Genomic DNA, 13869 nt, shown 5'->3' on the forward strand with positions numbered 1-13869 from the left:
TTGCGAAACGAGGAAGGGCGCTGAAGCCAGCTGTTACGCCGACACTTCTTCCGTGAGCGCGCTGGCAAAGGCCAGCAAATCAGCCTCGCGGAAGGCGCCGGCCATCACCTGCAGGCCGATGGGCAGGCCGGCGGCATCCTCCCCTACCGGCACCGAGATGGCGGGTACGCCGGCCAATGAAGCCTGCACCGTGAAAATATCAGCCAAGTACATCGAAACCGGGTCCTGCTTCTCGCCGATTTTGAAAGCCGTGGTGGGCGTGGTGGGCAACACCAGAAAATCGTACTGGCGCAGCAGCTCGTCGGTTTTTTCCTTGATGAGCCGGCGCACGCGCTGGGCTTTGGTGTAATAAGCGTCGTAGTAGCTGGCGCTGAGCACGAAGGTGCCGAGCAGAATGCGCCGCTGCACCTCGGCCCCGAAGCCCTGGGCCCGGCTCTTCTTGTAGAGCGACTCCAAATCCGTGGCGTCCGGGGCGCGGTAGCCATACTTCACGCCGTCGAAGCGGCCCAGGTTGGAGCTGGCTTCGGCGGTGGTGAGGATGTAGTAGGTCGGAATCATGTAGTCGAGGTAGGGAAACTCCACGGCTTCCACCACGTGGCCCTGGCCGCGCAGCAGCTCCAGCTGCGTTTCCAGCGCCGCCTTGATTTCCGGGTTCAGCCCCTCGTTGTCCACGGCATCGGCAATGTAGCCGATGCGGTAGTGCGGCGCGGGCGTGAGCTGCTGACTGTAGGCGGGCACTTCACGCTGGCTGGCGGTGCTGTCCATGCCGTCGGGGCCGGCCATTACTTCCAACAGCAGGGCCGCGTCGGCCACCGAGCGGGTGATGGGCCCAATCTGGTCGAACGACGAGGCGAAGGCCACCAGCCCGTAGCGCGAGATGCGCGAATAGGTAGGCTTGAAGCCCACCACCCCGCAAAACGCCGCCGGCTGACGCACCGAGCCGCCCGTATCCGACCCAATCGAGGCCAGGCACATATCGGCCTGCACAGCCACCGCCGAGCCGCCCGAAGAGCCGCCGGGCACCCGCGCGGGGTCCACAGCGTTGCGGGCCGGGCCGAAGTAGGAGGTTTCGTTTGAGCCGCCCATGGCAAATTCGTCGCAGTTCTGGCGGCCGATGAGGATGGCGTCGGCATCGAGCAGGCGCTGCACGGCCGTGCCGGTGAAGAGCGACTTGAAGCCGTCGAGCATCAGGCTGCTGCTTTGCAGCGAGTGGCCAGCGTAGGCCAGCACGTCCTTCAGGCCAATGACCATGCCGGCCAGCGGCCCGGCGGTGCCGGCGGCCAGCTTGGCGTCCACGGCGTCGGCCTGGGCGCGGGCCTCGTCGGGCCACACTTCCAGGAAGGCGTTGAGGGTGGGGTTCTGGCGCTCGATGTTGCCCAGATAATACTCAACGAGCTGCCGGCAGGACGTAGTGCCCGCCGCCAGCTCGCTACGAACTTCGGATAAAGACTGAAAACGCTTCAAACTACTTGCAGATTAGGTGCGCCCAAAGTTAGGCATCAGCGCTAGGACTGGCATTGGCCGGAATGTAGGGCTGCCGGGGCTGGGTGCCTTCGGGCGCCAGGTTGGGTGGCAGCTGCGAGGCCACGGGCGGGGCGGGCTCCTCGGTTTTGTGCGTGATGGGGTGCTCGGGGGTGGTAGCGGTGGTAGGAGCTACGTAAGCCGGCGTGGCCCAAGGGTCGAAACCGGAGCCGGACTCGGCGTCGGCCACCGGCAGCGGGGCCGGGTATTGGTTCTGGGCGCCGTAGGGCTGCTGGGGCGGGTAGTTGTTCTGCTGAGCGTAGTTATTGGGCTGGGCCGGCTGGCCGGCCTGCTCAAACTCGCGCCGGATTTCCGTGCTGGCGTCTTTGAACTCCCGAATGCCTTTGCCCAGGCCGCGCGCTAACTCTGGAATTTTATTGGCCCCAAAGAAAATGAGGATGACCACCAGAATCAGTATCACCTCGGAACCGCCGATATCACCAAACATAAGACGTGTGTTTAAATGCTTAAAGTCAGAAGGAAGCCAACCACTATTGGCGCGGCTGCGTCGTGGGGTCGTTGGGGTTATAGGCCGGCGGCGCAGGCTGCTGGTAGCCTTGCTGCGGATAGCCCTGTTGGGGCTGCTGCGGGTAGCCCTGCTGCGGGTAGGGCGGCTGCACGGGCGGGGCCGTGGGCTGGTCGCGGTACTGCGGCTGCTGTTCTTCGGGGCGGGTGCTGGCGTCCTTGAACTCGCGCACGCCCTGGCCCATGCCGCGGAAAAGCTCCGGAATGCGCTTGGCGCCAAACAGCAGGATGATGACGAACAGAATAAGCAGCATTTCGGTGGTGCCGAAGCTGCCAATCAAAAACAGGGGATGATGCATGAGGGCGTGGGCGCCGGGGCCCGGTTAGAATGATAAAGGAGGATATACGCAGCCAAACGCGTTTTGGAGTATCAAAGATACCGGATAGTGGGTGTTTGCCGGATGAAGCGATGTTTTCGCGGGTAAAACCAGATTATCGGCCGGGTGAATATCAGAGTTGGACGGTTTCTTGGTTCCTTACATGAAGACTTAATTAGCTTTGTTAAGTTTATCACGCTGAGCCAGCTTATCGCCTACGGCCCAGGTGAGATTGTTTACTTTTTGCCCCTTTCCGCTGTGAAATCATCCAAATACGCCACGCCGGCCGATGCCGACCTACGTCAGGTAAACGAGGCGGAGCGCCTGGAAGCGCTGCACAGCTACCAAGTGCTGGACACGGCCTCCGAGCAGGTGTTCAACGACATCGCGCAGCTGGCGGCTTTCATTTGCGGCACGCCCATCTCGCTGGTGTCCCTGATTGACGGCGAGCGGCAGTGGTTCAAGGCCCGGGTGGGCCTGCAGGTGCAGGAAACTCCGCGCGAACACGCCTTCTGCCAGTACGCCATGCGGGCTGATAACGTGTACGAAGTACATGATGCCACCACCGACGCCCGCTTTGCCCACAACCCCCTGGTGACCGGCGACCCCAACATCCGCTTCTACGCCGGCGCGCCGCTGCTCTCGCCCGAGGGCCAGCCGCTGGGCACGCTCTGCGCTATCGACACCATTCCGCGCGAGCTCACCACCGACCAGCGTGACGCCCTCCGCATCCTGGCCCGCCAGGTAATGGCCCACCTGGAGCTGCGCCGCATCCGGGTGCAGCTCGAAGACGAGAAGCAGAAGCTCGACGGCGTGCTGCGCATGGCCAACAACACCGGCGACGGCCTTTATGCCAACACCCGCGCCGAAATCTTCGTGAAGCAGGACCAGCGCCTGGTGCGCGTGCCCACCGCCGACCTGCAGTACGTGGAAGCCCTGGGCGACTACGTGAACCTGCACACCACCCGCGAGCGGCTCACGATGTACGGCACCATGAAAGACTTGGAAACCAAGCTCCCCGTACGCGACTTTGCCCGGGTGCACCGCAAGTACATTGTGCGCCTCGACCGCATTGTGGCCATCGAGGGCGACGTGGCCCTGCTCGACAGTGTGCGCGACGGCAGCACGGCGCGCGCCGCCGTGCGCGTGCCCATTGGCAGCTCCTACAAGGCGGGCCTGCTGGGGCGCCTGAACCTGGTGTAGAACGGCGCTTGCTGTGCCGAATTAGCTTGCGCCTAGCCTACCGAGTCATTCGCCGTGCCAAAGGCGCCATTCACCGAGTTGCCCCGATAACAATTCGGCGCAACTCCCAATTTTGAATCGGTTATCGGTTGCAGCAAGCCCAAAGGCCGCTTCTGCCGACAGCTAAGTTTGTTTTCATAGCTCAGAAAGACACCGCGCTTTGCTCGGTGTTTTTTTTTGCCCAGGGGACCCGTTGTTTCAAGTGACCCGCCTGTTATTGCGAGCATTCCGCGCATCAAGCGGCGACGAAGCAATCCGTCCTGTCAACATCAGACAATTCCTTTTACCAGAAAGCCCCGGCACTGTGCAGTACCGGGGCTTTTTACATGACGTTGTCACATTAGTAGGTTGGTCGCTGAGAACAGGACGGATTGCTTCGGCTGCGCTTCGCAATGACAGGCGGGGTGTGCCCGCGGCTACTTATGCCCCAGCCAGTTTTCCGGGTTGAGGTTGGCCGAGTTGTGCCACACCTGGAACTGCACTTCGGACGTGCCCTCCGAATTGGTGGCTACCGTGCCAATGACTTCGCGGGCACTCACGCGCTGGCCCTCGTGCACGCTCACCGAGCGCAGCTTGGCATACACCGTGAAGAAGTCGCCGTGCTGAATCATGACGATGGTATTCATGCCGGCGATATTGGCAATGGTGAGCACCTTGCCGTCGAAGCAGGAGCGCACTTCCTCGCCGGCGGCGGTCTGGATGTCAACGCCGCGGTTTTCCACCGTTACGTGTTTCAGCACGGGGTGGGGGTGGCGGCCGAAGTGCTGGCTGATGAAGCCGCGGCTCACAGGCCAGGGCAGCCGGCCGCGGTTGCCGGAAAAGGACGACGAGGCCAGGGCCGTTTCGGGCGTGAGGGCAATGCGCACGGCCCGGCGGTCGGCAGCCTTTTCGGCAGCGGTTTCGGGGGCGTCGCTTTCCGGCGAGGCGGTATCGTTGTCGGAGTCGCCGGTTTCCTCGGTTGAGGCGCTGGCTGTTTCGCGGCGCGGGCGGGCGGGGCCGGCACCACCGGCGGCATTGCGGGCAGCAGATGCCCGGCGGGCTTCGCGGGCAGCGGCCAGTGCGGCCTGGCGGCGCGCCGCCAAGCGGGCGGCGCGCGCCGCCCGGGCAATCTCCTCGCGCACTCGCTCGGCAATGAGGTTGTCGAGCCGGTTCACCGCCTGGCGGCGTTCTTCCAGCTCCTGGCGCAAGCCCTGCTCCTGCTGGCTGAGCTGCTGCACCATCTCGTCTTCCTTCGATTTGAGGGTAAGCAGGTTGCGGTTTTCGTTCAGCTGATTGTTCAGCAGGCTGCTCTTGCGCTTCTGCTGCTGCGTGAGGCCCGAGAGCTGCTGGTGCAGCCGGTACTGCGTGCCCATGATGCGAGCGGCCTGCCGCTGCCGCTCCTCGGTGTACTGGCGGATGTAGCGCAGGCGCAGCGCAAACTGGTTGAACGACTCCGAGGCAAACAGGAACATCAGCCGGTTGAAGCCGTTGGCCGTTTTCGAGGCCGTGTAGAGCAGGCGGGCGTATTCGCCCTTCAGCTCGCGCAGGTTTTTCTGGGTTTGCAGCACCTGCGTGGCCGTTTGCTGCACGTTGGTTTCGATGCCGTGCAGCTGGGTCGAAATGCCCTGAATAACCTGCTTCTTCTCCGTCAGCTTTTCTTTGATAACGTTGAGCTGGCCCAGGCTGGCCTTTTTCTTTTCCTGCGTCTGGTTCAAGGCTTGGCTCGTAGCCTGAATCTGACGCAGGTTGGCCAGCCGCTCGCGCTCCAGCTGCTCCTTGGTTTTAGTGCGGGCCGGATTGGCAGTCCGAGTGCGGGTTTTGCTGGTCCGGGTTTTGGCTTTCGACTGGCTGGTTTTGGCCGGCTGTTTCTTTTTGCGCTGCTGCGCGGCTACCGGCAGTGCCAGCCACACGCCGAGCAGGCACAGCAACAGGCACCGCACGTAGCCGCGCCGCGCCGGTCGCCCGGCCGCCATCAACGTTACAGAATCAGCCTTTCCTAAAAGTCTACGCTTCACCGGGCACCAGTCAAAAATCCCTACTTATTTCTGACGCTTGTAGCCCTTGGGCACGGCAAAGGGAAACGACAGCCGCTCGCGCCCCACGTTCACCTTGCTGTAGTTGATGGCGGCCGTGACGGCACCCGCCGACGGCTGCTGCGCCTGAATAAAAACCGAGTTGGCGAAAGGTAGGTTACCGGGCTCTTCCAGGGGCTTGAAATCGGTGTAGTCCACGGTCAGGTTGCGCTGGGTAGCGGCGTCGCTCACCTTCATCTGCTGCACGCGGCCGGTACCGGCCTGCAGCAGGCGTTCCACCAGCACGCCGGCCAGCGGGTAGCTCACGCGCTGGCGGTCAGCTTCCTCGTTGGTGATGGTGGGCGTGGTGCCGGCGGGCGCGGGCAGGTAGTCGCCCAACAGTATGGCCTGCATTTGGGCAAAGCTCACGGGCACGTTCAGCAGCTTGCTCAGGTAATCGTAGCCGCCGGTGAAGTAGGTTTTTTCCAGCTTGTTCACCACTCGCACCGAGTCGGGGGTGAGCACAGCGCGCACGCCTTCCACGCCCAGCAGCCCGGCCGTGACCCAGATAATGCTGTCGCGGCGCATGCGCAGGGAAATGTTGGCGCCCTGCTTGTTGCCCTTCATGTTGATTTGCGCCTTGCCCTTGGCGTTCAAGAAAAGAAAGGAGGTGTTGGTGGCGCGCACCGTGGGCTCGGCCACGGCCACCGAGGTGCCGGGGCCTTTGGTAGAAACAACGGGCGTCGCTTTGCGGGCGCAGCCACCCAAAAGCAGCCCCAGGGCCAGCAGCAAGGAAATTTTATTCATAAAGTTTGTGGTCTTTCAGTTTGCGCTCCAGCAGGTCGGAGGTACCGCCGGCTTTGCGGGCGCGCTGCCATTCCACCACGGCCTTTTCCTTGTCGCCGAGCTGGTACAATACGTCGCCGTAGTGCTCGATGATGGAACCGTCTTTGGTGGTTTGCATGGCTTTGTCCAACGCCGCTTTGGCGCCAGCATAGTCTTTCTGTTTGTACAGCACCCAGGCGTAGGTGTCGAGGTAGGTGTCGTTGTCGGGAAACTGCTTCACCACCTTGCCCGACATCTGCTTGGCCTTGTCGAGCTTCTCGCCGCGCAACGACAGGAAATAGCTGTAGTTGTTGAGCACCTGCACGTTGTTGGGGTCGCTGTTCAGCGCCGACTCATACGCCGCATCCGACTTCTCGTAGAGGCGCATCTCGTGGTAGGCATCGCCCAGCTGCGCGTCAAACTGGCCCAGCAGCTCGGGGTTGTTTGCCACCAGCTTGCGGCCGTGCTCCAGGGCCTTCACGCCCTTCTGGGGCTGCTTTTTCAGTAAATGCGCCGCGCCGTTGTAAAACCACAGCGACGACTGGTTGGGAAATAGCTCCAGTGCCCGGTCGGTGTGGGCCAGCAGCGAGTCGGTTTGATTCAGCTCCGCGTCGATGAGCACCACCTGCTGCCAGAGCTGGAACTTGGAATTGTCGTAGCGCAGGGCTTTCAAATACGTGTCGCGGGCGTCCTTTTTGTGGTCGGTCAGCGTCTGAATGTCGCCGGCCACGGCGTAGGATTTGGCGTCCTTGGGGTAAGCCTTGATGGTTTCGGCCGCCAGGTCGCGCGCCAGCTGGTTCACCGATTCCTTGGGACTGGGCAGCTGCTTGATGTAGCCCACCAGAATGCGCACCCGCTCGTCGATGTCCAGCGCGGGGCTGGCGAAGGCCTGCTTGAGCTGCTGGGCCGCCTCGTCGGGCTGGTTTTGCTGCTGGTACACCTGGGCCAGAATCATGTGGGCCTGGGGGTTGCCGGGGTCGAGGCGCAGGGCCTGCTGGGCCACGCGCACGGCATCGGGCAGGCGGTTGTTGCTGGCGTACATCTCGGCCTGGGCCAGCACGTAGCGGCTTTCGGTCGGGTTGGCCTTGATGAGCTTTTCACCCTCGGCCAGGGCCAGGTCCAGCTTGTTCTGCTTGAGAAAAATCTGCTGCTTTTTAAACGAAATCTCATCTACCTGCCCAAACTCCTTCTCGGCCTGCTCAAGCGTGGCCAGGGCCTCGGGCAGCTTGTTCTGGGCCAAGTACAGGTCGGCCAGGTTAAACAGGTAATTACCCGAGTTGGGCACCTGCTTGATGAGGGCGGCGTAGGTCTTGGTGGCGTTGTCGTACTGCTTCTGGCTGGCCTGAATCTGGGCCAGCAGCAGGTAGTAATAGGCGTTTTTCGAGTCAAGGCGGATGGAGGCCTCGGCGTAGTTGGTGGCGTCGCGCAGGTTGCCGCTCAGCAGGTTGGCCTCGGCTATCTTGTAGTTGACGGCCGCATTGTCGGGGTTTAGGGCGTAGGCTTTCAGCAGCTGCTCCAGCCCCTTGTTGTAGTCCTCCAACAGTACATACTTCACCCCTTCCACAAACAGCGCCTCGCTCATCTCGCGCTCGCGCTCCGTGAGGGGCGGCGCGGCGGCACGCTTGGCCTTGGCCTCGGCTAGTTTCTTGTCGAGTTCGCGCTGCTCTTTTTCCAGGGCGCGCTGCTCTTTGCGGCTCAGCTTAGCGGGCGGCTGGGGCGCACCTTCCGTGGCTTGGGCGTGGCCCAGGGCCACCGTTCCCATCCAAAGCAGCAGACTTAGAGCAACTTGACGCATATACAACAAAACCGGACCTGGGGCCCGGCTCACGAATTTACGGGAAAACAAAGGGAGTGAGGGAGCAAGGAAGAATGGAAGAAGACAGAAAACCAGAAGCATAGAAGCGCGCCCATAGGCACATTGGCTAGAAACGCCAGACGCTCAGAATAATTTCAATGCGCCTTCTCTATGCTGCTTTTTCCTTTCTCCCCTTCTTCCTTGCTCCCCCACTCCCCCTCACATCACACCCGCAGCTGGTTATAATCGCCGAGGCTTAGGTCGTCGGGCGTGCCGGTCACGCCGGCGTGGTTGCCAATCATCGAGTTGGTGATAACGGCGTTCAGCACCGAAGCCGACTGCTGCACGATGGAGTTCGACAGGCGCGAGTCGCGCACGTTGGCGTGGTCGCCCAGGCTCACGTGCGGCCCCACCACCGAGTCCGTCACGATGGCGTTTTCACCAATGTACACCGGCTCAATGAGTACCGAGTTGGTGATTTTGGCCGATGAGGCCACCAGTGACTCGCCGCGCTCCTTGAGGTACTCCAGGTAGCGCTGGTTGGTGAACACCGTGGCGTCCTTATTGCCGCAGTCGAGCCACTCGGTCACGCGGCCGGGCACGAACACCGTACCTTTGTTTTTCATGTTCTCAAGGGCGTTGGTGAGCTGGTACTCGCCTTTGTCCTTGATGTCGTTGTCGAGCAGGTACTGCAGCTCGCTACGCAGGTACTCGCCGTCCTGGAAGTAGTAGATACCGATGATGGCGAGATCCGATACGAATTCCTGAGGCTTCTCCACAAACTCCGTAATCTGGCCTTGCTCGTTCAGCTTCACCACGCCGAAGGGCTTGGGGTCGTCCACCTTCTGCACCCAAATGGTGCCGGGCACGCTGGAATCGAGGGTAAAGTCTGCTTTGAACAGCGTATCAGCGAAAGCTACCACCACCGGGCCGCTCAGCGACTCTTTGGCGCAGAGGATGGCGTGGGCCGTGCCCAGCGGCTCGTCCTGGTACACGATGGTACCCTTGGCGCCTACCGATTCGGCAATTTTCACCAGGTTTTTCTCCACTTCAGCGCCGAAGCGCCCGATGATGAAAGCCACTTCGTCCACCGGCTCGCCGCACACTTTGGCAATGTCCTCCACGAGGCGCTGCACAATGGGCTTGCCCGCAATCGGAATCAGGGGTTTGGGAACGGTGAGGGTGTGGGGGCGCATGCGCTTGCCCATGCCGGCCATCGGGACGATGATTTTCATGTGTTGTGTAGTAGTCAGGTATTTATAAAGTTCGTTCAGCGTGCACAGGCATCGGCCGCGCCCGCCCGGCAGCCGTTTGACGGCCCGAAGCTAGGGCCTGCCCGCCAACAACCGATTGCCGGATGTTAGCTTTTTCCTGTACTGCCATACCCACCCGCGCCCCGTTGGGTTGCGCTCAAGGTTTCGGCAGGCTGCCAAGCGATGGTTTCGTGCTTGGCAACCACCAGCTGGGCAATGCGTTCGCCGTCGTTCACCACGAACGGTTCGTTCGACAAATTCACCAGCAGCACCCGGATTTCGCCGCGGTAATCCGCGTCAATGGTACCCGGGCTGTTCACAATGCCGATGCCGTGCTTCACGGCCAGGCCGCTGCGGGGCCGCACCTGCGCCTCGTAGCCTACCGGAATTTCCAGGCTCAGGCCCGTAGGAATGAGTTGCCGCTCCAAGGGTTTCAATGTGATAGGGCCATCCACCAGGTGGGCCCGCAAATCGAGGCCGGCGGCGTGGGGCGTCTGGTATTCGGGCAGCGGGTGGCCCGACTGGTTGATGACGGGAATTAGCATAGTCGAAAGAAAGTTGAACGGCGCCGCCGAGCCGCGAAGAAAACATGGGGTTTGTGCCCGATAAGCTTGTGTTTAGGTGGCATTGGTTGCCCGCGCCCGTTGCGGCCGCTCTACCAGGTACAGCGCGGCCAAGAATAGCGCCGTTAGGCCCGCGTGCCAGGCGTGGCGCGCCCACCACCCCTGCGGGGAGATGAACCAGCCCAGCGCCACCAGCCCCACGGCAAACAGCAGCCACAGCCCCAGCCGCAACGCCGGATACGGCACCGGGAAATGCCGCTCGCCCAACCGCCAGCACAATATGGCCATCATAAAGTAGCAGGCCAGTGTGGCCAGGGCCGAACCCATGTAGCCCAGCACCGGAATCAGCAGGAAGTTGAGCACGATGGTGAGCACCGCGCCACCCGCGCCGATGTAGGTGCCGAAGTAAGTTTTATCCGTGAGTTTAAACCACACCGACAGATTGTAATACACGCCCAGAAACAGGTTAGCCAGCAACAGCACCGGCACCACGGCAATGCCCTGCAGGTACTCCGGACGCTTCAGAAATTGCCCGGCAATGTCTTCTACATTCAGGCTGATGCCCACGAAGATAACTGCACAGCACAGCGTAAACCACTTCAAAATGAGCGCGAACGTAGCCGGCGAGTTCTTCTCCGTGCTCTGCGAGAAGAAGAACGGTTCGGCTGCGTAGCGGAAGGCCTGAATGACCAGCTGCATAAAGATGCTCAGCTTGTAGCACGCACCGTAGATGCCCACCGCCGTGAGGCTGCTCTGGCCCGGGTAGAAATTGTCGGGCAGCCACTTGGGCAGCAGAATGCGGTCCAGCGTCTCGTTCACCATGCCGGCCAGCCCCATCAGCATCAGCGGGAAGGCGTAGGCCAGCAGCGGCTTCAGGAAATCCAGGTTCAGCCGGAAGCGGAAGTCCAGCAGCTCACGGCCCAGCAGTAGCAGCGTGAGGCCGCTAGCCACCAAGTTGCTCAGAAACACGTAGCCTACGCCCGTCGTGGGGTCATACACCCGCGCCACCAGCGGCTGCAGGGCCGGCAGCCACTTGCCGCTCATCACGGCCGGGCACAGCACGATGAAAAACAGGTTCAACGCCACGTTCACCACAATGCCGGCCAGCTTGATGCCGGCAAACTTGCGCGCTTTGTTTTCCAAACGCAGCCGGGCAAACGGGATGGCCGTCAGCGCATCGAGCCCCAGAATCAGCGCCACCCAATAAGCGTATTCATCGTGCCCCGGCGGAATCTCCAGCAGCGCCAGCAGCGGCCGCGCCAGCAGCATCAGCAGCACCGTGAGGCCTGCCGTGCTCAGCAGCAGCAGGCTTAGCACCCGGTCGTACAGGTCCTTGCGGTCGGTGCCCGGGCGGTTGGCGAAGCGGAAATACGTGGTTTCCATGCCGTAGGTAAACACCACGTTCAGAAACGACACGTAGGCGTACAGCCCCGTCACCACCCCGTATTCGGCCGCCGCAAACGCCGCCGTGTAAAACGGCACCAGCAGATAGGTGAGCACCCGGCCCACAATGCTGCTCACGCCATACACCGCCGTTTGCGAGGCCAGTCTTTTCGCTACACTCATTTAGGGAATGTTGAGTTTTGAGTGTTGAGGGTTGAATGAGTTGGTCATTAAGCGAAGTTGGCTAGCCTTGGCTCTGCTTTCTCCAAATACTCAACATTCAAAACTCAACATTCAACCCTATTTACCAGTGAACACCGCCGCGCGCTTTTCTACAAACGCCGTGGTGCCCTCCTTGAAATCCTCGCTGTCGAAGGCCCGGCCGAACGCCTCGGCTTCGGCCTTGTAGCCGTCGGTGCCTTTGGCGTAGTGCGCGTTCACGCATTCCAGCGTCATACCCACGGCCAGCGGGGCCTTGCCCAGAATTTTGGTCAGCAGCTGCTGGCAGAAGGGCAGCAGCTCGGCCGGCGCCACCACGTGGTTCACCAGGCCGAGGCGCAGGGCCTCGTCGGCCTTCACCATATCGGCCGTCAGCAGCAACTCAATGGCCTTGCCCTTGCCGATGAGCTGGGGCAGGCGCTGCGTGCCACCGTAGCCAGGCAGCAAGCCCAGGTTCACCTCGGGCTGGCCGAAGCGGGCGTTGTCCGAAGCCACGCGCATGTGGCAGGCCATGGCCAGCTCGCAGCCGCCACCCAGCGCGAAGCCGTTCACGGCCGCCACCACCGGCTTGGTGCTTTCCTCGATGCGGCAGAACGCCTCCTGGCCCCGCTCCGAGGCGCGGGCCGCCTGCGCGGGCGTGAGGGCCGCCAGCTCGGCAATGTCGGCCCCAGCCACGAAGGCCTTGTCGCCGCTTCCGGTCAGAATGATGCCGCGCACGGCCACATCGTTCAGCGCCTGCTGCACGGCCGCGTCGATGTCGGCAATGGTGGCCGCGTTCAGCGCATTGAGCTTGCTGGGGCGGTTGATAGTGAGGGTGAGGATGCCGCTGGCGGCGTCGAGGTCGTAAAGCAGGTTTTCGAACGAAGCAGACATAACGAAAAGAAGGCGGGTTTGACTTGGCCCCGCCAAAGATAGCGCCCCGGGCCGCTGGGGCTGGTCGGGCCAGCACCGGGGTTGAACGCCGTTTCACCCCAGCCGACCGAAATCAACCACTTGTTACCGCCGGAAACATTCACCTTTGCCAATATAATGTCGCTATGTATTTGCTTTTAAATAAGTAGCTTTAGCGCAAACTCTTTTTTCACCCTTCAATCCCTACTGCTATGGGCTTCGTCTCCGAATTCAAAGAATTTATCTCCAAGGGCAACGTGCTCGACCTCGCGGTCGGTGTCATCATCGGCAGCGCGTTCGGCAAAATCGTGACCTCGCTCACCGACGACATCATCATGCCCGTGCTGAGCGTCTTCACCAGCGGCATCAACTTCAACGAGAAGTTCTTCACCCTTGACGGCAAGCACTACGACACCCTGAAAGCCGCCCAGGATGCCAAAGCCGCTACCATTGCCTACGGCAACTTTATCAACGCTGTCATTTATTTCCTCATCATTGCCTTCGTTATCTTTTGGGTCGTGAAGGCCGCCAACAGCATCAAGAAGAAGCCGGTGGAAGTGACGGCCGCGCCCGCCACCCCGCCGCCCCCCACCACCGACCAGCAACTGCTCATGGAAATCCGTGACGCCCTGCGCACCGGCCGCGTTTAAGAAAATCGGCCGTTCCACTCAACCAGAAAAAACCGCTGTCCACCGTGCTGTGGGCAGCGGTTTTATATTTTTAGCTCAAGTTTAGGTTTTAAACTTGGCCAGTAATTTGCCGATTCAAAATAAGTTACGAACTTAGGCCCGACTTACGGCCGAATGTGCAAAATTGCATCATTCAGTGAACCACCCCTCGCTTCCAGCCGTTAAGTCGCAACCCTCCTCCACCCCTCCCCTTCACCTCATATGAAATTCTTCTTTGCTGCCGCCCTGCTCAGCGGGCTAAATTTCGGTGCAACGTCCGTTGCTCAGGCCCAAACCGGCCCCGCTTTCCCCGCTTCCGGTAAAGGCAGCAGCGAAGCCAATGCCCGCAGCATCTCGGGCACCAACGCCATGGAACTGGCCCGCAACCAGCGCCGCGCCGCCATGACGCCCGAAGAAATCAAGCGCGACCAGCAGCTTGAGCTCCTCGAAGCCCGCACCGGCAACACCAGCTTCGGCGGCCGCAACGGTGGTCCCGAGCGCCAATTCGATTCCAACCGCAGCGGTGGCGGCTTTATGGTGAAGAAGTTCAAAGGCAAGGCTGGTTTCATGGAGCAGAAGCGTGGCCAGAGCCACCCCATCGGCGGCTCCAACCCGGCCGGCAAGCCCTTGGTGCACAAGCACAAGAACACCAAAAAGAAGTTCCTTTTCTTCTAGA

Annotated in this window: 13 protein-coding genes; 3 read left to right on the forward strand and 10 right to left on the reverse strand. The window is 61.5% G+C overall.

The genetic code is table 11. The features are described 5' to 3' along the window. Window positions 1–33: 33 nt before the first annotated feature. Genes gatA through MTP16_RS25860 form a run of 3 tightly spaced genes read right to left on the reverse strand, consistent with a single transcriptional unit; the run spans window position 34 to window position 2345 of the window. Window positions 34–1464, reverse strand: a complete 1431-nt coding sequence (gene gatA / locus MTP16_RS05280) for an Asp-tRNA(Asn)/Glu-tRNA(Gln) amidotransferase subunit GatA (protein ID WP_243516528.1) — start codon at window positions 1462–1464, stop codon at window positions 34–36. A gap of 28 nt (window positions 1465–1492) precedes the next feature. Beyond that, window positions 1493–1969, reverse strand: coding sequence for a Sec-independent protein translocase subunit TatA/TatB (gene tatA, locus MTP16_RS25990; protein WP_317244091.1), 477 nt, complete (start codon window positions 1967–1969; stop codon window positions 1493–1495). A 43-nt stretch (window positions 1970–2012) separates the two neighbouring features. Further along, a complete protein-coding gene (locus MTP16_RS25860) occupies window positions 2013–2345 on the reverse strand; it encodes a Sec-independent protein translocase subunit TatA/TatB (protein ID WP_262922660.1) in 333 nt (110 codons plus the stop codon). A gap of 276 nt (window positions 2346–2621) precedes the next feature. Between MTP16_RS25860 and MTP16_RS05295 the strand changes: the two genes are divergently transcribed. Next, window positions 2622–3566 carry a GAF domain-containing DNA-binding protein gene (locus tag MTP16_RS05295; RefSeq protein WP_243516530.1) on the forward strand — a complete coding sequence of 315 codons (945 nt, stop codon included), beginning with the start codon at window positions 2622–2624 and terminating at the stop codon, window positions 3564–3566. Window positions 3567–4021: 455 nt separating this feature from the next. On the opposite strand, the gene MTP16_RS05300 is transcribed toward MTP16_RS05295, so the two are convergent. The 7 genes from MTP16_RS05300 to MTP16_RS05330 all read right to left on the reverse strand — a co-directional run bounded on the left by MTP16_RS05300 (window position 4022) and on the right by MTP16_RS05330 (window position 12507). Beyond that, on the reverse strand, window positions 4022–5557 hold the full coding sequence (locus tag MTP16_RS05300) for a murein hydrolase activator EnvC family protein (RefSeq protein ID WP_243516532.1): 1536 nt from the start codon (window positions 5555–5557) through the stop codon (window positions 4022–4024). A gap of 66 nt (window positions 5558–5623) precedes the next feature. After that, a complete protein-coding gene (locus MTP16_RS05305) occupies window positions 5624–6403 on the reverse strand; it encodes a DUF4292 domain-containing protein (RefSeq protein ID WP_243516534.1) in 780 nt (259 codons plus the stop codon). Beyond that, the gene (locus MTP16_RS05310; protein WP_243516535.1) at window positions 6396–8216 is read right to left on the reverse strand and encodes a tetratricopeptide repeat protein; all 1821 of its coding nucleotides are present in this window, start codon (window positions 8214–8216) and stop codon (window positions 6396–6398) included. The genes MTP16_RS05305 and MTP16_RS05310 overlap by 8 nt, the downstream gene beginning before the upstream one ends. A 224-nt stretch (window positions 8217–8440) precedes the next feature. Beyond that, entirely contained in the window at window positions 8441–9451 is a 1011-nt protein-coding gene (locus MTP16_RS05315; protein WP_243516536.1) for a sugar phosphate nucleotidyltransferase, read from the reverse strand. 125 nt (window positions 9452–9576) lie between these two features. Then, on the reverse strand, window positions 9577–10014 hold the full coding sequence (dut, locus tag MTP16_RS05320; protein WP_243516537.1) for a dUTP diphosphatase: 438 nt from the start codon (window positions 10012–10014) through the stop codon (window positions 9577–9579). Window positions 10015–10086: 72 nt separating this feature from the next. Then, window positions 10087–11598: an oligosaccharide flippase family protein gene (locus MTP16_RS05325; protein WP_243516538.1), complete on the reverse strand. Its 1512-nt coding sequence runs from the start codon at window positions 11596–11598 to the stop codon at window positions 10087–10089. A 117-nt stretch (window positions 11599–11715) separates the two neighbouring features. After that, window positions 11716–12507: an enoyl-CoA hydratase/isomerase family protein gene (locus MTP16_RS05330; protein ID WP_243516539.1), complete on the reverse strand. Its 792-nt coding sequence runs from the start codon at window positions 12505–12507 to the stop codon at window positions 11716–11718. A 230-nt stretch (window positions 12508–12737) separates the two neighbouring features. Here MTP16_RS05330 and mscL point away from each other — a divergent pair, with 230 nt between their 5' ends. Together mscL and MTP16_RS05340 are read left to right on the forward strand one after the other, a co-directional pair. Then, window positions 12738–13175 (forward strand): large conductance mechanosensitive channel protein MscL, encoded by a 438-nt coding sequence (gene mscL / locus MTP16_RS05335; RefSeq protein WP_243516540.1) that lies wholly within the window; start codon window positions 12738–12740, stop codon window positions 13173–13175. A 240-nt stretch (window positions 13176–13415) separates the two neighbouring features. Beyond that, on the forward strand, window positions 13416–13868 hold the full coding sequence (locus tag MTP16_RS05340; RefSeq protein WP_243516542.1) for a hypothetical protein: 453 nt from the start codon (window positions 13416–13418) through the stop codon (window positions 13866–13868). Window position 13869: the final 1 nt, after the last annotated feature.

This window comes from Hymenobacter monticola (assembly GCF_022811645.1).
GTDB classification, from domain to species: domain Bacteria; phylum Bacteroidota; class Bacteroidia; order Cytophagales; family Hymenobacteraceae; genus Hymenobacter; species Hymenobacter monticola.

Coding starts and splice junctions, on each gene's coding strand:
- tatA (WP_317244091.1), bottom strand. CDS start 1,969: ATGTTTGGTGATATCGGCGGTTCCGAGGTGATACTGATTCTGGTGGTC.
- MTP16_RS25860 (WP_262922660.1), bottom strand. CDS start 2,345: ATGCATCATCCCCTGTTTTTGATTGGCAGCTTCGGCACCACCGAAATG.
- MTP16_RS05300 (WP_243516532.1), bottom strand. CDS start 5,557: ATGGCGGCCGGGCGACCGGCGCGGCGCGGCTACGTGCGGTGCCTGTTG.
- MTP16_RS05305 (WP_243516534.1), bottom strand. CDS start 6,403: ATGAATAAAATTTCCTTGCTGCTGGCCCTGGGGCTGCTTTTGGGTGGC.
- MTP16_RS05310 (WP_243516535.1), bottom strand. CDS start 8,216: ATGCGTCAAGTTGCTCTAAGTCTGCTGCTTTGGATGGGAACGGTGGCC.
- MTP16_RS05315 (WP_243516536.1), bottom strand. CDS start 9,451: ATGAAAATCATCGTCCCGATGGCCGGCATGGGCAAGCGCATGCGCCCC.
- dut (WP_243516537.1), bottom strand. CDS start 10,014: ATGCTAATTCCCGTCATCAACCAGTCGGGCCACCCGCTGCCCGAATAC.
- MTP16_RS05325 (WP_243516538.1), bottom strand. CDS start 11,598: ATGAGTGTAGCGAAAAGACTGGCCTCGCAAACGGCGGTGTATGGCGTG.
- MTP16_RS05330 (WP_243516539.1), bottom strand. CDS start 12,507: ATGTCTGCTTCGTTCGAAAACCTGCTTTACGACCTCGACGCCGCCAGC.
- mscL (WP_243516540.1), top strand. CDS start 12,738: ATGGGCTTCGTCTCCGAATTCAAAGAATTTATCTCCAAGGGCAACGTG.
- MTP16_RS05340 (WP_243516542.1), top strand. CDS start 13,416: ATGAAATTCTTCTTTGCTGCCGCCCTGCTCAGCGGGCTAAATTTCGGT.